Raw genomic sequence first — 18,828 nt, forward strand, 5'->3', positions numbered from 1 at the left:
CAACGTCGATATCGCTCACAGGTTACCCACCTCGTTCTCCAGGTACTCGGCGAACTTGGCCCGGGCCCGCTCACGCTTGGCGGGTATCCACTCCGTCGGCCACGTGTCTGGGTTCGGTTGATAGTCGCGCAGCACCTGCTTGGCCACCGTCGCCTTGTGCACCTCGGTCGGGCCGTCGGCCAGCCCCATCACGGCGGCGCCGGTGACCATCCCGAGGAACGGCATCTCGTTGCTGACGCCGAGCGCACCGTGCACCTGCATTGCGCGCCAGGCGATGTCGTGCAGCACGGTCGGCATCACGACCTTGACGGCGGCGATATCCTTACGGACCTTCTTGTAGTCGTTGTACTTGTCGATCTCCCACGCTGTGTAGAGCACCATCAGCCGGAACTGCAGCAATTGCGCATACGAGTCGGCGATGTAGCCCTGGACGAACTGTTTCTCCGACAGTCGGCTGCCCTGAGTCTGGCGGCTCAGTGCGCGCTCGCACATCATGTCCAAGGCCTTGCGCGACAGCCCGATCGTGCGCATCGCGTGGTGGATCCGGCCGCCGCCGAGGCGAGTCTGAGCGATGACGAACGCCTGCCCCTCACCGCCGAGCAGTGCCTCGGCGGGCACTCGCACATTGTCATAGTGAATCAACGCATGCGAGCCTTCGTCTTCTCGCTCGCCGTGCAGTCCGACGTTGCGGACGATGTTGACGCCCGGCGTGTCCGTCGGTACCAGGAACATCGACATGCCCTGATAGGCACTTACCTCGGGGTTGGTCACCACCATGACGATCAGAAACGACGCGGTCCTGGCATTGGAGGAGAAGAACTTCCAGCCGTTGATCACCCAGTCGTCACCGTCGCGCACCGCGCGGGTGGTGAACAGCGTGGGGTCGGCGCCGGCATGCGGTTCGGTCATCGAGTAGCAGGAGAAGATCTTGCCCTCGAGCAGCGGGCGTAGGTAGCGCTCCTTCTGCGCCTCGGTGCCGTAGTGGGCAAGGATCTCGGCGTTGCCGGTGTCCGGTGCCTGACAGCCGAACACGATCGGCGCCCACTGCGAGCGACCGAGAATTTCGTTGAGCAGCGCGAGCTTGAGTTGGCCGTAGCCCTGTCCGCCGAGTTCCGGGCCCAGGTGGGTGGCCCACAGTCCGCGTTTGCGCACCTCATCCTTGAGCGGGTCGATCACCTTGCGGCGGTTGGTATCCAGCGGCATGAACTGCTGATCCGGGAAGGCCAGGTCGAGCGGTTCGACCTCCTCACGGACGAACTCGTCGGCCCAGTCGAGCACATTCTGATACTCGGGGTCGGTTTCGAAATCCCAGGCCATGGCGTCTCCCTTCGCTTCAGGTGAACGATCTGCGTCAGCGTGTCGCTCTCGCGTTGAATCCGGCGACCAGGGCGGCGATGTCCTCGGTGACGACTTCGGTGAACGATCTGTCGCCGAAACTTCCTCCGGCCCAGTGCCGCACGCCCTCGCTGACGTGCATACCGGCCAGGCGGGAGAGGTGGCCGACATCGACGTGGGCGCTCAGCTTGCCGTCCTGCTGTGAGCGGGTGAACAGGTCGCCGAACATGTCGGCGTCGGCGGTGTCGTCGCCTGCCTCGCCGGCCAGGATCCGGTGCTCGTGCCGGTAGCCCTCGAGGATGGTCTCGATGATCAGTTCGCGCGGATTGCGCGCCATCGACCGTTCGAGGCTGCGCAGCGCCTCCCGAATGACGACTTCGACGTCGTAGTCGCCACGCAGCAGTGACCGGACCTTCTGTTGTGCCGCGCGCGTGGACAGCAACCCGACCTCGAAGAGGATGTCCTCTTTGGCCGGGAAGTAGAAGTAGAACAGCGCCCGCGATACCCCCGCGGCCCGGCAGATGTCGGCGACCGTCGTCTTGGCGTACCCGTTGGTGCGCCACAGCGCCATGGCGGCCTGCACGAGCGCGCGTTTGGTCTCATGCGACCTGGCGCGTTGGTAAGACGCTCGGCGTTGACCACCGTTAACGGCCTCGGCTGCGCTGATCCCCGCCATGACGGCACAGTAGCAGGCATATTGGGGCTTGCAAATAGTTGACGCGTGCCTAACTATTTATCACGGGCCTCATCCGGCGCCGGGTGAACAGCGGAAGGACTTCAGATGCCGAATTCACTGCACCACGTCGTCATGCGAAGCCATTCTGCGCAGACCCTCACCGCATTCCTGACCGACGTTGTCGGAATGACGGTCCAGTTCCAGATGCACGTACCGGGTGAGGTGCTCGAGAAGACGCTCGGATGGCCGCCGTCCGACGGCGCCGGCGTGACAATGCTGGGCGGTGGTGACGCTGGCTTACTCGAAGTCCTCGACGTGCCTGAGCACCTACGTGCGCTGGTGCCCGAAGGGCTTGCGGCCCTTTCCTTCATGACCGACGACTTCGATCGCACCCGCGAGAAGGCCAGCGCTTTCACCAGCGACGTGACGATGCTCGACACCGGCGTGCCGGGCGTCGACCTGTTCTTCTGCACCATGGGCGGCGTGCCCATGGAGTTCATGGGCGCTTATGCGCCAGAGGCGAATTCGGCGCACAACGACGCGACGAACTCCTGAGTGCGCTGGCGAGACGCTTTTCGCTCCTCAGGCGTCGCGCCCAGCGGAACGATCCGGGCCGCAAGGTCGGTGACGCCGGCGTCGCGATAGCGGCGCAACCGGGCCGCGATCGTCGCTTCGTCGCCAGCGGCCATGGTGTCGCCGACATCCTCGGCGTCGCCGTGTTCAAGCAGGCGGACGTAGTTGGGGGAGAAGTCGGCGTGTCCGAGCACCTCGCTGGCATACGCGCGCGCGTCCTGGAGCTGGCTCGCTGAGCACAGCGCAACAGGAACGCCTGCCACGACGCGTATTCCGGTACGGCCGGCTTCTGCAGCCGCCTTGGTGATGGTTGGCACGACGTAGTCTCCGATCGCACGCTCGTCGGCCATCCACAGAATCGTGCCGCCGGTGCGCTTTCCGGCGATGCGCAGCATGGTGGGACCGAGCGCAGCCACCAGCACCGGCATCTCGAACGCATCGCTGACATCGATCGGGCTGTGCACGCGGTACGAGTCGCTGTCGATGGCCACCGCGCCGGGTCCGGCGAAGGCGGCGGCGAGCACGTCGAGGTAGTCGCGCACGAGTCGCGCGGGACGGTCGTAGGGCAGGCCGAGTTGGTCGGTGATGATCCAATGGTGCGACGGGCCGACGCCCAGCGTGAAGCGACCGTCGCACGCGATCTGGGTGGTCAGCGCCTGCTGGGCCATGATGAGCGGATGGCGGGTCTGGATGGGCACCACCGCGGTACCGATCTCGATGCGGTCGGTGACCTGGCCGAGCAGCGCCACCGCCGTCATCGCGTCGAGGTAGCCGGGCACCTGCGGCATCCAGAACGACGCGAAACCCTGGCTCTCGGCCGCTTTTCCGTCGTCGAGCAAACCGGTCAGCCGCTCCCTGCGCGTGCGTTCCTTGTCGGACCCGACCATCAACCCGATGCGCATTCAAACCTCCGGTCACGGCACATATCGGTCCCATTCGTGTGGCACAACGGGATGGAACGGCGCGGCGAACAGTGGTTCGACACCGTCGTCGTTCCACCGCTTGTCGAGCACCGGTCGCAGCCTCTCGGCAGCCACGACGGGGTCGTCGTCGAGAAAACAGTACGAGATCATCTGGCCTGCAGGCGCACTGGCCAACCGCGCGTCGACGGACAGCGAGGTCGCCGACCACACCCCGGCGACACCGTCGACGTCGACGAGATTCGTCGGTGCCGAAGCGGCCGATTCCAACAGCAGGTACGCGCCGCGCACCGGCCACCATGGCAGGACGTCGGCGCCGACCTTGATGCGCGGCGCCGCGGCCTTGCGCCCGACGTCGTAGACGCCGCGTTCGACCGGTGGCAGCAGCGGCAGCTTGCGGCCCGCGTCACCGAGTGCCTTCGACAGGGCCAGAAACGGTTTCATGCTTCCGGGATCGGTGAAGAAGTACGTCATTACGTGGTCGATCTCGTCGTAAGGGCCGTGGCTGTACGCCCGCGCCGAGCGGCACTCCGGCGTGGACACCAGCCGCAGAGACGCCCGCACCTGTGCGAGCCTGTGCTGCTCCGGTCGGTGGTCGAGGGTGTGCCAGCGCAGGTAATCGGCGTCGGCACCGTCGGGATGGCGCCTCGCCATCGACACGAACAACGTGGTGACGTCCCCGCGGCCTTCGGCGAGGACATCGGGCACCTCGTCGGACGGTGTGCCGGGTAACTGCATCGGCTGTTCCCTTCAGCTGGTGGCCGGAGGTAGGAGTTCCGGACGTCGCGCCTCGATCATCCGCCGGAAGCCTTCGCGCCAAGGCACTTTGGTCGATCCCAGCACTTCGTGCATGTAGGTGACGTCGGGCCACAGCGGGGTGTGCGCCTCGGGGGTGTAGTCGAACCTCGGCTCGACGCCTACCAGTTCGCCCATATATGCGCAGTACTCCTCGACGCTGACGGTCTCGCTGCCGGCCCAGTTGACCACGATCGGCGGGGTATCGGCGACCTCCATGGCCCGGACGCCCAGCTCGATGTAATCGTCCTCGTAGATCGGGTTGTAGTTGTTCGGCTTGTCGGGGTACAGCCGAATCGGCTTGCCCGCCAACATCATTTCCAGCCGGTCGGCCGGGGCGCCGCCCTCGGGTCCGTAGGTGGAGCAGATGCGGATGATGGTCAGCGGTATGCCGTACTGTTTGGCGATCCACGTGCACACCGCTTCTGCGGCGATCTTGGAGAAGCTGTAGTTCGCGCGCAGCGGTACGCCCGGAGGGTCCGATTCCCGTAGCGGACGCTGCCCCTGATAGCCGTAGACGGAACCGGTCGAACAGAAGACGAAGCCCTTCGCGGCGCGACAGTGATACAGCAGATCCCCGGACTTCTGCGCGTTTGTGTCGACGCATCGTCCCCAGTCGCCCTGGCCCGTGTCGACCGCGGCGTGAAAGACGTAGGTGAAGTCATCGGGCAGTGCGGAGAAGTCTCCGGTGCTCATATCGAGTGCGACCGGGGTGATGCCGGCCGCGGTCAGCTTCTCGCGGTCGACCGGATTCCGCAGCCGGGCCGCGCCCCACACCTCGTTGCGCGGCGCGAGAGCGCGCGCGATGGGAAATGCGATCTTGCCGGTCGCGCCGGTGATGAGGATCTTCTCTGCGTCGAGCATCCCCTCAGTCATAGCGCACCGGACCGCAAATGTTAAGTACTTGATATCCTCGGTTGCGTGCAGCTCACGTTCGACGCCGACGTCGAAGCCTTCCGCGCAGAGTTCATCGCGTTCCTCGACGAGCACCTGCCCGCCGAGTCAGAGGCGGCCGCCGAACGGTCGCGGTCGACGTCGCACGTCCCGGCGTGGGCCCGCCAGTGGCAGCAGGTGCAGTTCGACCACGGCTGGCTGCTGCCGGGGAACCCACCGGAGTTCGGCGGTCGTAACGCGGACATCCTGCAGCAGTTCGTCCATCGCGAGGAACTGTCGCGGCGGCGGATCTATCACGCGTTCAACCCGCAGGGCGTCGGGATCATCGCCGCGTCGCTGCTGTCGTTCGGCACCGACGAACAGAAGCGGCGGTGGGCGGTGCCGATCTTGCGCGCGGAGATGACCGCGTCACTGGGCATGAGCGAACCGGGAGCGGGCTCCGACCTGGCAGGTTTGAGCACCCGCGCGACGGTCGACGACGACGGCTTTGTCGTCAACGGTCAGAAGGTGTGGACGTCGGGCGCCCACGACGCCGACGTCATCCTCGCGTTCGTGCGCACCGATCCTGATGCGCCGAAGCACAAGGGAATCAGCGCCCTGCTCATTCCCACCGACACCCCAGGCGTGACGTGTCGACCGTTCGCGTCGGTGCACGACCGCGACGGTCTCGACTTCAACGAGGTGTTCTTCACCGACGTGCGGGTGCCGGCCGAGAACCTGGTCGGCCCGCTGCACGAGGGGTGGCGCGTCGCCAACGGGTCACTTGGGCATGAGCGCACGATGATGTGGATGTCGTTCGCCAACCGGCTGAGTCAGCTCCTCGAGGACTTCAGGCCCGTCGGCGCGGTGAACCGCGACCGGTACGCCACCATCGCGATGGACTATCAGGCGCTGCGGTTGCTCGGGTCCAAGGCGCTGGGGCAGGCCGCGCGCGGCGAGCGCGACATCCCCGCCGTCTCGGTGCTCAAGGTGCTCGGTTCGGAGGCTGAGCAGAACGCGATGAGGCACGCTCTCGAGGCGGCGGGCGCAGACGGGTTGACCGATCCGGCGCTGACCGCACCGTATAACCCTTACGCGCCCGATCTTTTCACCGCCAGTTGGTTCGCGCGATACGTCAGCACGTACGCGGGCACGATCGCCGGCGGTACGTCGGAGATCCAGCGCAACATCATCGCCCAACGGGTCCTCGGTCTGCCGACGCGCTGACGTCTGTCTTGCGCGGGTCCATCGTGAAAGGATGTCGACTGTGACTGTGGTTCTGGTGCATGGCAATCCGGAGACCGACGGGGTGTGGGGGCCGCTTGTCGACGCCCTTGGCCGCGCGGATGTGGTGCGATTGTCGCCACCGGGATTCGGTGCCCCGCTGCCCAGCGGCTTCTCGGCGACCTTTGTCGCCTACCGCGACTGGTTGGTCGACGAGCTGCAAAGAATCGAGGGACCGGTCGACCTCGTCGGACACGACTGGGGCGGCTGTCATGTGGTGAACGCCGTGATGCATCAACCCGATCTCGTCCGTAGCTGGGCCAGCGACACCGTCGGCTTGTTCGACCCGGAATACGTATGGCATGACATGGCTCAGGTGTTCCAGACTCCGGAGGCCGGCGAGCAGGTGGTCGAGGCGATGATTGGGTCTTCGGTGCAGGACCGGGCACAACAACTGACCGATTTCGGCATACCCGCCGACGTCGCGAATTCGTTTGCCGCAGCGCAAGGTCCGGAGATGGCCGAGGCGATCCTGGCGTTATACCGCTCGGCACGTCAACCGGCGCTGGCAGATGCGGGACGGTCACTCGAGAACGCTGCCGCCCGTCCAGGACTGTCGATAGTGGCCACCGAGGACCCCTACGTCGGATCCGAGGAGATGCGGCGCCGGGCGGCCGATCGAGCCGGCGCCCGGACCGAGGTGCTCGACGGGCTGGGACATTGGTGGATGGTGGAGGACCCGGCGCGCGGCGCCGACGCGCTCAGTCGGTTCTGGGACTCGGTGGACTAGCGGCCTTGCCGCGCACCGCGAGTCACAGCCATCCACGGTTTGCAGACGCGTTCTCGGACTTTCCCTGCAAAACGTTGATCGGTGTGACGTGTGGGTGTGCCGGCGGCCCGAGAGCTTCGATCTATACCCGCGCGGGTTTCGGCGCGGCGAGTTCGGCGAGCGCGGACATGAACAACTCGTCCATCTGCGGGCTCAGCTCGGCCAGAGTCGAGGCGCTGGCGAAGCTGGCGGAACCGAATACGCGCTCGAGCACATCGGTTTCGGTGGAGGTGCCGAGGGACAGGCACAGGCAGGCAACACCGTCGGTGCGGAGCTCTTCGAGGGCCTTGTGGGCGTCGGCTTCCGCGTAGCGACCTTCGTAACCGTCATCGTAGGGAAAGCCGTCCGAGAGCACGAGCAGCAACCGGTTCGGTGTGCCGGCTTCGTTCTTGAGAACCTCGCCCGCACCGCGGATTCCAGCGCCGAGGCGGGTGTAGCTCGCAGGTTCGAGCTGGTTGAGACGGGCTCGACCGACGGCGTTGAAATTCTGGTCGAACGTCTTGATGGCGGGCAGATGCACGGCGTGTCGACCCTGCGAACGGAATGCATAGACGGCGACGCGGTCACCGAGTTCTTCGAGGGTGACGGCCAGGGTGGCGGCCGCTCGTCGCTGATGGTCGTGCACCGCGAGGCCGTCCGGATCGGCGTCGACGGCGGACCCGGAGGCGTCGATCAGTATGAGCACGCCGAGGTTGCGAGCGAGTTTGCGGCGCTCCAGGTAGACGTGCTCGGGTGCGGAGAAGCCGGATTGCAGGTCGACGAAAAGGTCGATGAGCGCTTCGATGTCGAGGTCGTCTCCATCGGCGCGGCCGCGCAGGACCTTCGGGCCGAGTCCGACGCGGGCCAGGCGGCGCCGCAGCACGTCGTCGTGCGCGACCCCGGCATCGGAGACGTCGGCGGCGGCGGTCAGTGGAAAGTCGATGACGCGGCACCAGTCAGGCTTGTAGCGGTCGTTGAAGACGTCCCACTCCGGATACAGCGCGCCGCCCACTCCTAACGCAGCACCGGGCTTGCCGTCGTCGGTGAATTGGATCTGGGTGGGCAGCGGTCGGGCATTCGGCCCGATGTTCTGCACCCGCCGGACGGAGCGAACCGTCATCTCGGCGCCCGCGGCACCCTCGCCTTCGGAACGCTTACCGCCGAACACCTTGCGGAAGTAGTCCGACACCGACTGATTGTTGAACAGCGGACTCTGAAACAGTTTGAGGATCTTGCTTTCTGTGGACTTTCCGCCGTCATCGTCATCGTCTTCCTCCTCGTCTTCCGATTCGGGCATGTCGATGGGGTCGAACTGCAATTTGAGGTCTTTGTTGGTGGCCTCCCCGCCCGGTCCAGCGCCCGACGCCAGCAGCCGCGACGGTTTGATGACACCGAACCACTCCGGTGGGTCGGCAACTTCGGCGCGGCTCTTGGCCACTTCGAGTGACTCGTCGGCGGTCGCGGTGCCGGGCTCGCCGTCCAGGAGGAGCGCAGCATCGATCGGAATCTGTCGGGCGAGGTCGGCGAGCACCCGGTGACCTTCGAGTGCCAGGTAGCGGCGTGCCATCGTGGCCCGCGCCCGCAATCCCTTCACCAGTCGCGGATCGAGGCTGCCCGCGCCGAGAAGTGCTGCCTGAACCAGCATCTCGCGGCGCTGCTGTTCGAGCGAAGCGCCGGCCGAGACGAAGACGAACTGACCGTTGGTGTGTGCGGGCTGACCCGGTGGTGCCTCGGTGACGTCAACCGACCGGCCGGCGATATAGGTGGCGAGGAATCGGAACCGGTCAGGGTGGGAATCGGCAGCGTCGGTCACTTCTGAGGCAGAACAGTATTGACGAGTTCATCGAGGGCACGGATGACGTCGTGATCGTCGGACAGCACCTCGACGACGGCCGCGTGGACGGCGCTGCGTAGGTTGAGCCCCTCGGCCGCGAGTCCGCCGGCGAGGATCAGCATGCGGGTGGAGGACACTTCGCGCAGCGGTGAGCCATCCAGATTTCGGATGGCGTAGGCGAGCTTCACCAACGCCCGCGCGGTCTCGGTGTCGATTCCCGCTTCGAACGCCACCACCTCCGTCTCCACCTCGGGGGATGGGTAGCCGAGCTCGATGGCGATGAACCGCTGGCGTGTCGACTCCTTGAGGTTCTTCAACACGCTCTGGTATCCGGGGTTATAGGAAATCACCAGCTGGAATCCGGGCGCCGCCTGCAGCGTCGTGCCGAGCCGGTCGACGGGCAGCTCACGGCGGTGATCGGCGAGCGGATGGATGACCACCGTGGTGTCCTGGCGCGCCTCGACCACCTCGTCCAGATAGAAGATGGCGCCCTCGCGCACCGCGCGGGTCAGCGGCCCGTCCACCCAGACCGTTTCACCGCCCTTCAGCAGAAATCGGCCGACCAGGTCCGCCGACGTCATGTCCTCGTGGCCGGCAACGGTGATCAGATCGCGGCCCAGCGCATGCGCCATCGCTTCCACGAATCGTGTTTTCCCGCAACCGGTAGGACCCTTCAACAGCACCGGCAACCCTCGGCGGGCCGCCGCGCGGAAGACCTCCACCTCGTCGCCGATCGGACGGTAGAACGGCGCGTTCGAAACGGGGGTGACGACCGCAGAAGTACTGTTCAGCATTTATTCTCCTCGCTCGAGCGGAACGTTTTTCGGAAGCTCGACGCCCTCGGGCAGGACAAGCTCACCGTCGTGGTTGATGTAGCCCGAATTCGTCAGCGGCATCGGTAGCGCAGGATCGGGGCACGGTCGATCGGTGTCTTCACCACAGATGCCCATCAGGAAGTACGACCGCTTCAGGATGTCCTCCGGCCAGGGATCCTGATGCATGGCGAAGAACTGTGCCGGAATGTTGTAGAACACGAAGAAGAAGGCGCTGCACGCCGCGAAGATCGCGAGGAAACGGGTGAGCTGCTGTCTGACGAAACCGCCTCGCACACGGTCGAGTCCACGCTCGACGAAGGTCCGGCCACGGTCGTCGGTGAAGTAGCGCAAGCAGCAGAGGCCCGCCTGGACGCCGCCCCACATGAGGCCTTCATAGAGCGGCCACTGGTAGTAGGTGCCGGCATTGACCGACAACGCCTGAATGGCGCCGGGGTAGGTGAACAGCCCCATCGGCATGAGGAACAGGCCCTCGATGACGAAATCGAACAAGAAGGTCCAGGCGATCACCACGCCGATCAGCCCGAAGGTGTTGATGTTGGGAAACCGCTTCTTGGCCAGGCGCATGACCGCGCAGCCGAGCATGGTGCACAGCAGGACGAAGAAGTAACCCGGCGCGTTCATCAGGATGGGTTCGGCCATCATGGCGCCCGGTTCCCCGTAGGACACCCAACCCGGAATGTCCTGGACCCAGGAACCCATGTTCCACATCCAGGTGTTGTAGGTGCTCCAGGTGTTGAAGTAGTTCAGCAGCGGATCCTGGAACCACAGCAGGCCGCAGGACACGAACAGCATGCCGTCAAGGGTGATTCGCCGCTCCCGACGCCACGGCCGAATGAGGAACCACCAGATGGCAATTGGCAGGCCGATGACGATCACGGCGGTCCAGGTGAACAGGATCGCCTTCATGAACGTCGGTGGATCGGTCGGTCCGGCGGGAACTCGCTCGAAGTTGGGACCGGTGATCCACTTGCCCCACACGAACAGCTGGAAGGCGAGAATCACACCACCGACGGCGGCCCAGATTTTCACCGCGGGGATCTTGGACTGGGGCTGCGCACCGAGCGACGCCTCGCTCAGCGATTCGGTGAGAACGGGTTTGCTTCTACTTGAAAGATCGCTCACCGCACCGTCTCCTCTGCTTCTGTCGATCGCATGGACCTCAGAGCTCCCTCCGCAAGTGGCCGATGCGCCGAAAATATACCAGCCGGTATCTGAATGACCAAGCAGTCAAAACCTGTGGCAAGATGGCCGCATGGTTGAGCCCTGGACCCGGGAGCGGCGCCTAGAGCGCACGCGCTCGTTGCTGCTGGACGCCGCAGAGCAGGTGTTCGCCGAAAAGGGTTTCGTTCCAGCGACGCTCGATGACATCGCCAAGGCGGCCGGATACTCCAAAGGCGCCATCTACAAGTACTTCGCCACCAAGGAAGACCTCTTCCTGGCCGCCAGCGACCGGTACTGGCGTCGATACTTCGACAATTTCGCCGAGATCATGTCGTCGTCGGAGCAGATCGGGGCGCACGAACTCGAGGAGATCGCCGCGCGCTGGCGCCAACTGAGTCGTGATCGCGGCGCCGAGCATGCGGCACTGGGTCTCGAGTTCAACCTCTACCTGCTGCGCAACCCGGAGGCGCGAGAACGCGTGGCGGCCAAGCGATCAGAGGTTGTCGAGCAACTCACCCGCTACATCGTCGAGGGCATCGACAGTCTCGGCGCGACCCTGTTGATCCCTGCGACGACGTTCGCACACATCATCATCGCCACGACGGACGCCATCGAGTTGGGCAGTCACCTCGATGACATCGATCTCTACCAGCACATGGTCGAGATGTACGTGTCCGCCGTGAAGATGCCCTGACTCATTCCCCTCGTTCGAAGGGGACGGTCGGCGGAATCTGCTTGCCCTCGGGGAGAACGAGTTCGCCGTCGGTGTTGATAAAGCCGGACTCTCGTGTCGGGAACGGCAGCATCGGATTGGGACATGGCACATCGGAGCCCTCGCCGCAGAGGCCGTTCATGAAGTAGGAACGCTTTTGGGTGTCCTCGGGCCAGGGGTCAGGGTGCAAGGCGAAGAATTGGATCGGAAGGTTGAAGAAGAAGAAAAAGCATGCGCTGATCGCGGCGAAAATCGCGAGAAAGCGGGTCAGTTGTTGCGCGACGAATCCGCCTCGCACATTGTCCAATCCGCGCTCGACAATGGTGCGGCCACGGTCGTCGGTGAAGAAGCGCAGGCAGCACATGGCCGTCTGGACGCCAGCCCACATCATTCCCTCATAAACAGGCCACTGGTAGTAGGTGCCGGCGTTGAATGACAGCGACTGGATTGCACCGGGATAGGAGTACAGCCCGGTCGGTAGCAGGATCAGGCCCTCCATGACGAAGTCGAGGACGAAGGCCGCCGCGTAGGTGACGAGGATCAGCCGCAGATTGCTGATGTTCGGCCAGCGGTTTTTGATCTTGCGCATGACCCAGCATCCGAGGATGGTCAGCATGAGAACACCAGCGGCGTAACCCGGTGAGTTCGTGAAAATAGGTTCCGGCACCATCCGGCCCGGCTCGTCGGGTGAGACCCATCCGGGCACGTACGGTGTCCACGCGCCGAAGTTCGGCAGCCAACTGTTGTAGGTGCACCAGGTGTTGATGTAGTTCAGGAACGGATCCTGGAAGAACATGAGTCCCATGGAAACCAGGAGGATGCCGTCGAGGGTGATTCTGCGTTCGCGCACCCAAGGCCGGATGATGAACCACCACACCGCGATCGGGAAACCCACGCAGACGACGACCATATTCAAGATGAGCGGGATCTTCATGTACAGCGGCGGGTCGGAGGGGCCGCCGGGAACCCGTTCGAAATATGGCCCGGTGATCCACCTGGTCCACACGTACAACTGCAGGAGCAGGATCGCGCCGCCGAATACCGCCCAGATCTTGACGGCATTGCTCCGCGGTTGGGTTGAGGTTCCGATGTCGGCGACCTTTGCGGCCGACTCGGTGACCGCGGGCTTCTTGTCCGACAGATCGCTCATGACGCCTCCTTGGGGTCTGCGCTCGTCGAGAAGATACCAGCCAGTATCTCAGTAGCCAATAAGATTCTCAGATCCTGTGGCACACTTTTTTCATGGTGGAGCGCTGGACGCGGGAACGACGCCTTGAGTACACGCGTTCGCTGCTGCTGGACGCCGCCGAGCAGGTGTTCGCCGAAAAGGGTTTCATGCCTGCGACTCTTGACGACATCGCGCACGCCGCGGGCTACACCAAAGGCGCCATCTACAAACACTTCGCCACGAAGGAGGATCTCTTCCTGGCCGTGAGCGACCGGTACTGGCGCCGCTATTTCGACAATTTCGCCGACGTGATGGCGTCGGCGCAGCAGATCGGGTCACGCGAGCTCGACGAGATCGCCGCCCGCTGGCGCCAACTCAGCCGCGATCGCGGTGCCGAGCACGCCGCGCTGGGGCACGAGTTTTCGCTCTACCTCCTGCGCAACCCCGACGTCCGCGAGCGGGTGGCTGAGAAGAGATCGGAGGTCGTCGAGGCGCTCGCGACGTTCATCGTCGAGGGCATCGACAGGCTCGGTGGAACATTGCTGATTCCGCCGTTGACTTTTGCGCAGGTGCTCGTGGCGACCAGTGACTCGGTGGTGCTTGGCAGCGAACTCGACGACGTCGATCTCTACCGGCCGGTCGTCGAGATGTACGTGTCGGCGATCAAGTTGCCGTGAGCCTGCCCGCCCGTCGCGTCAGGTAGTCGATCTGCAGGTAGATCGAATAGAGGACCAGTGGAGGCAACACGATGAACGGGATGTTCTCGGCGATGAACTTGAAGCCCAGACCGTAAGCGCCCTGGCCGATGTTGTCGAAGCCGGCGCCCACTTCGGCCAGGAAGTACACCGCCGTGCTGCTCATCAACACGGCGCAGCCGGTGAAAGCACCCCAGAGGCAACGGATTCGCGACTCCGGGGGCAGGTCGGTCTTGAGCAGCCGGGTCCACATGACGAACACGAAGACACCGGTGGTCACGCCGACCACCTCGAGCGCGAAGATCCACGGGTTGCCGCTGACGTAGCGGGTGTCGGCCAGCGCATACTGCCACCAGAGCCACTTCCAGCCGGGGTCCGTCGTGGGCGTCCACCAGCCGAGCGGGTGGCCGATTAGAAACATCAGCTCGTAGCCGATCTGGCTGCACGCGGTGTAGGGCAGATAGAACAGCGTGAGCTCTGCTGCCTTGTCGAGCCGACTGCGGTTCTCGCCGGGCGCATCCCACAGGATGACGATGGGCACCAGAATCACCGGTATCCCGAAGAGCAGGTTGGCGACGACGTCGGAGGTGAAGTCGGGAGTGACGAGTCCGAACTGGACCCCGAACGTCATTCCCAGGAACACGACGCCTGTGAGCAGTCCGACCCCGAGGTAAATCCTCCCGCGGTGCGCTGCCACCGGTCGGGCGAAGTTCGGTTCTCGGGTCTGGGTCAGCGTCATGCTCACGCTCCTTTGGCCACCGAGGCTGCAGCCGTATCCGGTTTCGCCGCAACGGAGATCGACTTGGTGTCGGTGTAGCCGTCGATGCCCTCACGGCCGAGTTCGCGGCCGTATCCGCTGCCCTTGACGCCGCCGAAGGGCGCGAACGGGTCCATCGTGTAACCCTGGTTGACGCCGAAGCTGCCGGTGTGGATGCGCGCGGCGACGTCAAGGCCGCGTTCGGTGTCCTCGGTGAACACCGACCCCGCCAGCCCGTAGTCGGAGTCGTTGGCGATCGCGACCGCCTCGTCCTCGTCGGAGTACGGAATGACCGTCAGCACTGGGCCGAAGATCTCCTCGCGGGCGATGCGCATCGAATTCGTCGCGTCGGCGAACAAGGTGGGGCGCACGTACCAGCCTTTGTCGATGCCGTCGGGCATCGCGGTGCCACCGGTCACCAGGCGCGCGCCCTCGGCCTGCCCGGCATCGATGTAGCCGCGCACCCGTTCCTGCTGACGTTGGGCCACCAGGGGACCCACCTGCGTGGCGGGTTCGGTCGGATCGCCGACCACCAGCGACGCCATCTCGGCGGCCAGCGCGTCGGTGAATTCGTCGGCCCGACCGGTAGGCACCAGGACGCGGGTGAGCGCATTGCAGATCTGGCCGCTGTTGCTCAGGCTGGCCGACCGCACACCGGTGGCGACGGTGGCGGGGTCGGCATCGTCGAGCACGATCGCGGCCGACTTGCCGCCGAGTTCGAGGCTGACACGCTTCAGGTCGGCTGCGCATGCCGCGGCGACCGCGCGGCCCGCGGCGGTAGAGCCGGTGAACGAAACCTTGTCCACGCCAGGATGCTTCACCAGGTACTCACCGACCGAACCGTCGCCCGGCAGCACGCTCACCACGCCGGGTGGCAGATCCGACTCGGCGATCATCTCGGCCAACAGCAACGCATTGAGCGGTGACTCCGGCGCCGGCTTGAGCACCACGCTGCAGCCGGCGAGCAGCGCGGGGATCAGCTTCGTGACGATCAGGAACTGCGGCATGTTCCACGGCACGACCGCGGCGACGACGCCGACCGGTTCACGGCGGATGTGGATGTCCGCGCCGTACATTCCCGCGCGTACCTCACGCCACGGATACGCTCCGGCCAGATCGCAGAACGCGGTCATCATCATCGCGGGTAACCCGACCTGTGCCCGCTGCGCGAAGCTGATCGGCGCACCGATCTCCGAGGTGATCAGCTCGGCCATCTCGGCGCGACGCTCGCCGTAGAGAGCGGCCAGTCCCCGCACGGCGGCGATGCGCTCGGCGGGCTGCAGTCGCGGCCACGGACCGGAGTCGAGTGCCGACCGCGCGGCCGCCACCGCGTTGTCGACATCGTCTTGACCCGCGGCAGCCACCTTCGCGAGAGGTTCCTCGGTGTGCGGGGCGACGACTTCGATGCGCTGTCCGGTGCTGGCCTGCAACCACCTGCCACCGATGAACAGCTCATTCGAATGCACCTGTCCGACTCCCTTCGGCAACGACTCACGGAGCAATATCAACTACTTGTGATTGCCCGCTTCAGCATATATCGTCGATTTATCAGGCTCCCGCCGAATGCCGAAAAGCAATGACAGGAGAAGCCGATGGCTCGCTTTCCCAAACCCCCGGAAGGCAGTTGGACAGAGCACTACCCGCAGCTGGGAACCGAGCCGGTCTCCTACGAGGACTCGATCAGCCCCGAGTTCTACGAGATCGAGCGCCAAGCCGTCTTCAAGCGAGCCTGGCTCAATGTCGGTCGCGCCGAGCAGGTTCCACGCAAAGGCAGCTACTTCACCAAAGAGCTCAAGGTGGTGAACACATCGATCATCGTGGTGCGCACGACCTCGGGCGAGATCAAGGCGTATCACAACGTCTGCCGTCATCGCGGCAACAAGCTGGTGTGGAATGACATGCCGCTGGAGGAGACCAGCGGTGTGTGCCGGCAGTTCACCTGCAAGTACCACGCATGGCGCTACGACCTCGACGGCAACCTGACTTTCGTTCAGCAGGAGGGGGAGTTCTTCGACCTCGACAAGAGCCGCTACGGTCTGGTGCCGGTCCACTGCGACGTGTGGGAAGGCTTCATCTTCGTCAACTTCGCCAAGGAGCCCGAGCAGTCGCTGCGGGAGTTCCTCGGTCCGATGATCACCGACCTCGAAGGCTATCCGTTCGACAAGATGACCTCGCGGTTCTACTACCGGTCGGAAGTGAAAGCCAACTGGAAGCTCTACATGGATGCGTTCCAGGAGTTCTATCACGCGCCGGTACTGCATGCGAACCAGTCACCCACCGCATACTCGAAGGCCGCCGCCGAAGCGGGATTCGAGGCGCCGCACTACCGCATCGAGGGGCCGCATCGGTTGGTCAGCACCTCGGGTGTCCGGGCCTGGGAGTTGGCCGACGAGATGCGCAAGCCGATCGAGGACATCTGCCAGAGCGGCCTGTTCGGACCCTGGGACAAACCGGATCTGGGCGAGATGCCCGTCGGACTCAACCCGGCCAAGTGCGATCCGTGGGGGCTGGACTCCTTCCAGCTGTTCCCCAATTTCGTGATCCTGTTCTGGGGCCAGGGCTGGTATCTGACGTATCACTACTGGCCCACGTCGCACAACACGCATATCTTCGAGGGCACGGTGTACTTCCCTGCGCCGAGGACGCCTCGCGAGCGCATCGCCCAGGAACTCGCTGCGGTGTCGTTCAAGGAATACGGCCTCCAGGACGCGAATACCCTCGAGGCGACACAGACCATGGTCGAGTCGCGGGTCATCGATGAGTTCCTGCTGTGCGATCAGGAGGTGCTGATTCGCCACCTGCACAAGGAAACCGCGGCGTGGGTCGAGGACTTCCAGCGCAAGACGGCGGGGGTGTGACATGACCACGGCGACCACGACGAAACTTCCGCCCGAATTCGCTGACCTGGAACGCTTTTCCGACTGGTGTCTGCCGACCGAGGCGGAGCGCTACGCCAAGCGGTTGGCCAGCACCATGCAGGAGTTGCAGGCTTTCTATGACGCCGTCACCGCGCGAGCTGAGGAGGCCATCGCCTACTGCGACAAGTTCTCGCTTGACGACCTGCCCGAGGACGTGCTCAACCTGATGCATCTCCTGTATTCCATGATCCAAGCGTCGTTCCCGGTCGAGTGCTGGAAGCAACCGAAGGTGCCCGATTCGGGCGCCACGACGCTGGACTGCGTGTCCGAACCCGTTCCGTGACGAGCCCGACCGTCCTGCGCGCCGCGCGCTGGGCCGACGTCGAGACCGGCGAGGTGCGTTCGCCGGCCGTGGTGGTCGTCGAGGGCAACCGCATCTCCGCGGTGAATCCACCCGAACTGCCATCGAATTCGGCGATCGTCGAGCTGGGCGATGTCACGCTGCTGCCCGGCTTGATGGACATGGAGCTCAATCTGCTCATCGGTGGGCCCGGCGGTCCCGAGGGATTGCCGAGCCCGATGCACGGCGTACAAGACGATCCGGCGTATCGCACCCTTCGCGGCGCGGTGAACGCCCGCACCACCCTCGAGGCCGGTTTCACCACGGTGCGCAACCTCGGCCTGATGGTCAAGACCGGCGGCTATCTGCTCGACGTCGCTCTGATGCGTGCCATCGACCAGGGGTGGCACGTCGGCCCGCGGATCTATCCGGCCGGTCACGCCGTGACGCCCTACGGCGGGCACCTCGATCCAACCGTGTTCCAGCGACTGGCGCCGGGAATCATGCCGCTGTCGGTGGCCGAGGGCATCGCCAACGGCGTGGACGACGTCCGGGCCTGCGTGCGCTATCAGGTACGGCACGGCGCCAAGCTGATCAAAGTGTCGGCCTCCGGCGGCGTGATGTCGCACAGCACGGCCCCCGGCGCCCAGCAATACTCCGACGACGAGTTCGCCGCGATTGCCGACGAGGCTCACCGCGCCGGGGTGCGGGTCGCGGCGCATGCGGTGGGGGACAGCGCAGTTCGCGCCTGCATCAGGGCGGGCATCGACTGCATCGAACACGGCTTTCTCGCCAGCGACGAAACCATCCAGCTGATGGCCGACACCCAGACATTCCTGGTCTCGACCACCTACCTGACGCAGGCCATGGCGATCGACCGCATCGCGCCGGAGCTGCGTAAGAAGGCCGAAGTGGTGTTCCCCCGGGCGCAGGCCATGCTGCCCAAGGCGATTGCTGCGGGCGTGCGCATCGCCTGTGGCACTGATGCGCCGGCGATACCTCACGGGGAGAACGCCAAGGAACTCTGCGCGCTGGTCGAGCGGGGTATGACGCCGATGCAGGCGATCCGGGCGGCGACGGTGACCAGCGCCGAGTTGATCGAGGCCGACGACGAATTAGGACTTCTCGCACCGGGTTACCTCGCCGACATCATCGCCGTGCCCGGCGATCCGTCCGACGACATCGCGACCACGCTCGATGTTCGGTTCGTGATGAAAGACGGCCAGATCTACAAGCATGACGGGGCTGAGGGCCGTGGCTAGG

Annotated in this window: 19 protein-coding genes; 8 read left to right on the forward strand and 11 right to left on the reverse strand. The window is 64.9% G+C overall.

The window, feature by feature from the left end:
• Nucleotides 1–15 precede the first annotated feature (15 nt).
• Complete coding sequence (locus G6N18_RS23925) at nucleotides 16–1,317, reverse strand: acyl-CoA dehydrogenase family protein (protein ID WP_083006559.1); 1,302 nt, start codon at nucleotides 1,315–1,317, stop codon at nucleotides 16–18.
• Nucleotides 1,318–1,351: 34 nt separating this feature from the next.
• Nucleotides 1,352–2,011, reverse strand: a complete 660-nt coding sequence (locus tag G6N18_RS23930) for a TetR/AcrR family transcriptional regulator (protein WP_179962341.1) — start codon at nucleotides 2,009–2,011, stop codon at nucleotides 1,352–1,354.
• A gap of 105 nt (nucleotides 2,012–2,116) precedes the next feature.
• On the opposite strand from G6N18_RS23930, the gene G6N18_RS23935 reads away from it, so the two are divergent.
• The gene (locus tag G6N18_RS23935; protein WP_083006563.1) at nucleotides 2,117–2,566 is read left to right on the forward strand and encodes a VOC family protein; all 450 of its coding nucleotides are present in this window, start codon (nucleotides 2,117–2,119) and stop codon (nucleotides 2,564–2,566) included.
• Here the strand turns inward: G6N18_RS23935 and G6N18_RS23940 are convergent.
• Genes G6N18_RS23940 through G6N18_RS23950 form a run of 3 tightly spaced genes read right to left on the reverse strand, consistent with a single transcriptional unit; the run spans nucleotide 2,518 to nucleotide 5,175 of the window.
• A complete protein-coding gene (locus G6N18_RS23940; RefSeq protein ID WP_083006565.1) occupies nucleotides 2,518–3,486 on the reverse strand; it encodes a TIGR03564 family F420-dependent LLM class oxidoreductase in 969 nt (322 codons plus the stop codon). The genes G6N18_RS23935 and G6N18_RS23940 overlap by 49 nt on opposite strands.
• Nucleotides 3,487–3,498: 12 nt before the next feature.
• Nucleotides 3,499–4,242 (reverse strand): hypothetical protein, encoded by a 744-nt coding sequence (locus tag G6N18_RS23945; protein ID WP_083006568.1) that lies wholly within the window; start codon nucleotides 4,240–4,242, stop codon nucleotides 3,499–3,501.
• A 12-nt stretch (nucleotides 4,243–4,254) separates the two neighbouring features.
• Entirely contained in the window at nucleotides 4,255–5,175 is a 921-nt protein-coding gene (locus tag G6N18_RS23950) for an NAD-dependent epimerase/dehydratase family protein (RefSeq protein ID WP_407663538.1), read from the reverse strand.
• Nucleotides 5,176–5,220: 45 nt separating this feature from the next.
• On the opposite strand from G6N18_RS23950, the gene G6N18_RS23955 reads away from it, so the two are divergent.
• Together G6N18_RS23955 and G6N18_RS23960 are read left to right on the forward strand one after the other, a co-directional pair.
• Nucleotides 5,221–6,399 (forward strand): acyl-CoA dehydrogenase family protein, encoded by a 1,179-nt coding sequence (locus G6N18_RS23955; RefSeq protein ID WP_083006572.1) that lies wholly within the window; start codon nucleotides 5,221–5,223, stop codon nucleotides 6,397–6,399.
• Between the two features lie 40 nt (nucleotides 6,400–6,439).
• Nucleotides 6,440–7,186 (forward strand): alpha/beta fold hydrolase, encoded by a 747-nt coding sequence (locus G6N18_RS23960; protein WP_083006574.1) that lies wholly within the window; start codon nucleotides 6,440–6,442, stop codon nucleotides 7,184–7,186.
• Nucleotides 7,187–7,307: 121 nt separating this feature from the next.
• Here G6N18_RS23960 and G6N18_RS23965 read toward each other — a convergent pair whose 3' ends face one another.
• From G6N18_RS23965 to G6N18_RS23975, 3 genes are read right to left on the reverse strand one after another with little or no spacing between them, the layout of a single operon-like run.
• Nucleotides 7,308–9,017 (reverse strand): nitric oxide reductase activation protein NorD, encoded by a 1,710-nt coding sequence (locus G6N18_RS23965; protein WP_083006576.1) that lies wholly within the window; start codon nucleotides 9,015–9,017, stop codon nucleotides 7,308–7,310.
• Nucleotides 9,014–9,832, reverse strand: coding sequence for a CbbQ/NirQ/NorQ/GpvN family protein (locus G6N18_RS23970; protein ID WP_067218925.1), 819 nt, complete (start codon nucleotides 9,830–9,832; stop codon nucleotides 9,014–9,016). The genes G6N18_RS23965 and G6N18_RS23970 overlap by 4 nt, the downstream gene beginning before the upstream one ends.
• Entirely contained in the window at nucleotides 9,833–10,996 is a 1,164-nt protein-coding gene (locus tag G6N18_RS23975) for a spirocyclase AveC family protein (RefSeq protein WP_067218922.1), read from the reverse strand.
• A gap of 130 nt (nucleotides 10,997–11,126) precedes the next feature.
• On the opposite strand from G6N18_RS23975, the gene G6N18_RS23980 reads away from it, so the two are divergent.
• The gene (locus tag G6N18_RS23980) at nucleotides 11,127–11,729 is read left to right on the forward strand and encodes a TetR/AcrR family transcriptional regulator (RefSeq protein WP_083006579.1); all 603 of its coding nucleotides are present in this window, start codon (nucleotides 11,127–11,129) and stop codon (nucleotides 11,727–11,729) included.
• Nucleotide 11,730: 1 nt separating this feature from the next.
• Here the strand turns inward: G6N18_RS23980 and G6N18_RS23985 are convergent, their stop codons facing one another.
• A complete protein-coding gene (locus G6N18_RS23985; RefSeq protein ID WP_083006581.1) occupies nucleotides 11,731–12,897 on the reverse strand; it encodes a spirocyclase AveC family protein in 1,167 nt (388 codons plus the stop codon).
• 92 nt (nucleotides 12,898–12,989) lie between these two features.
• On the opposite strand from G6N18_RS23985, the gene G6N18_RS23990 reads away from it, so the two are divergent.
• The gene (locus G6N18_RS23990) at nucleotides 12,990–13,592 is read left to right on the forward strand and encodes a TetR/AcrR family transcriptional regulator (RefSeq protein WP_083006583.1); all 603 of its coding nucleotides are present in this window, start codon (nucleotides 12,990–12,992) and stop codon (nucleotides 13,590–13,592) included.
• Here G6N18_RS23990 and G6N18_RS23995 read toward each other — a convergent pair.
• Nucleotides 13,579–14,349 (reverse strand): emopamil-binding protein, encoded by a 771-nt coding sequence (locus G6N18_RS23995; protein WP_083006585.1) that lies wholly within the window; start codon nucleotides 14,347–14,349, stop codon nucleotides 13,579–13,581. The genes G6N18_RS23990 and G6N18_RS23995 overlap by 14 nt on opposite strands.
• Nucleotides 14,350–14,351: 2 nt before the next feature.
• Entirely contained in the window at nucleotides 14,352–15,833 is a 1,482-nt protein-coding gene (locus tag G6N18_RS24000; protein ID WP_083006605.1) for an aldehyde dehydrogenase, read from the reverse strand.
• Nucleotides 15,834–15,959: 126 nt separating this feature from the next.
• Here G6N18_RS24000 and G6N18_RS24005 point away from each other — a divergent pair, with 126 nt between their 5' ends.
• Genes G6N18_RS24005 through G6N18_RS24015 form a run of 3 tightly spaced genes read left to right on the forward strand, consistent with a single transcriptional unit; the run spans nucleotide 15,960 to nucleotide 18,827 of the window.
• The gene (locus tag G6N18_RS24005; protein WP_067218905.1) at nucleotides 15,960–17,225 is read left to right on the forward strand and encodes an aromatic ring-hydroxylating oxygenase subunit alpha; all 1,266 of its coding nucleotides are present in this window, start codon (nucleotides 15,960–15,962) and stop codon (nucleotides 17,223–17,225) included.
• A 1-nt stretch (nucleotide 17,226) separates the two neighbouring features.
• Complete coding sequence (locus G6N18_RS24010; RefSeq protein ID WP_067218902.1) at nucleotides 17,227–17,568, forward strand: hypothetical protein; 342 nt, start codon at nucleotides 17,227–17,229, stop codon at nucleotides 17,566–17,568.
• On the forward strand, nucleotides 17,565–18,827 hold the full coding sequence (locus tag G6N18_RS24015; protein WP_083006587.1) for a metal-dependent hydrolase family protein: 1,263 nt from the start codon (nucleotides 17,565–17,567) through the stop codon (nucleotides 18,825–18,827). The genes G6N18_RS24010 and G6N18_RS24015 overlap by 4 nt, the downstream gene beginning before the upstream one ends.
• The last annotated feature ends 1 nt before the right edge of the window (nucleotide 18,828 follow it).

Source organism: Mycolicibacterium celeriflavum, from assembly GCF_010731795.1.
GTDB classification, from domain to species: Bacteria; Actinomycetota; Actinomycetes; order Mycobacteriales; family Mycobacteriaceae; genus Mycobacterium; species Mycobacterium celeriflavum.

Coding starts and splice junctions, on each gene's coding strand:
- G6N18_RS24005 (WP_067218905.1), top strand. CDS start 15,960: ATGGCTCGCTTTCCCAAACCCCCGGAAGGCAGTTGGACAGAGCACTAC.
- G6N18_RS24010 (WP_067218902.1), top strand. CDS start 17,227: ATGACCACGGCGACCACGACGAAACTTCCGCCCGAATTCGCTGACCTG.
- G6N18_RS23935 (WP_083006563.1), top strand. CDS start 2,117: ATGCCGAATTCACTGCACCACGTCGTCATGCGAAGCCATTCTGCGCAG.
- G6N18_RS23945 (WP_083006568.1), bottom strand. CDS start 4,242: ATGCAGTTACCCGGCACACCGTCCGACGAGGTGCCCGATGTCCTCGCC.
- G6N18_RS23930 (WP_179962341.1), bottom strand. CDS start 2,011: ATGGCGGGGATCAGCGCAGCCGAGGCCGTTAACGGTGGTCAACGCCGA.
- G6N18_RS23995 (WP_083006585.1), bottom strand. CDS start 14,349: ATGACGCTGACCCAGACCCGAGAACCGAACTTCGCCCGACCGGTGGCA.
- G6N18_RS23990 (WP_083006583.1), top strand. CDS start 12,990: ATGGTGGAGCGCTGGACGCGGGAACGACGCCTTGAGTACACGCGTTCG.
- G6N18_RS23970 (WP_067218925.1), bottom strand. CDS start 9,832: ATGCTGAACAGTACTTCTGCGGTCGTCACCCCCGTTTCGAACGCGCCG.
- G6N18_RS23980 (WP_083006579.1), top strand. CDS start 11,127: ATGGTTGAGCCCTGGACCCGGGAGCGGCGCCTAGAGCGCACGCGCTCG.
- G6N18_RS23985 (WP_083006581.1), bottom strand. CDS start 12,897: ATGAGCGATCTGTCGGACAAGAAGCCCGCGGTCACCGAGTCGGCCGCA.
- G6N18_RS23950 (WP_407663538.1), bottom strand. CDS start 5,175: ATGACTGAGGGGATGCTCGACGCAGAGAAGATCCTCATCACCGGCGCG.
- G6N18_RS23940 (WP_083006565.1), bottom strand. CDS start 3,486: ATGCGCATCGGGTTGATGGTCGGGTCCGACAAGGAACGCACGCGCAGG.
- G6N18_RS23925 (WP_083006559.1), bottom strand. CDS start 1,317: ATGGCCTGGGATTTCGAAACCGACCCCGAGTATCAGAATGTGCTCGAC.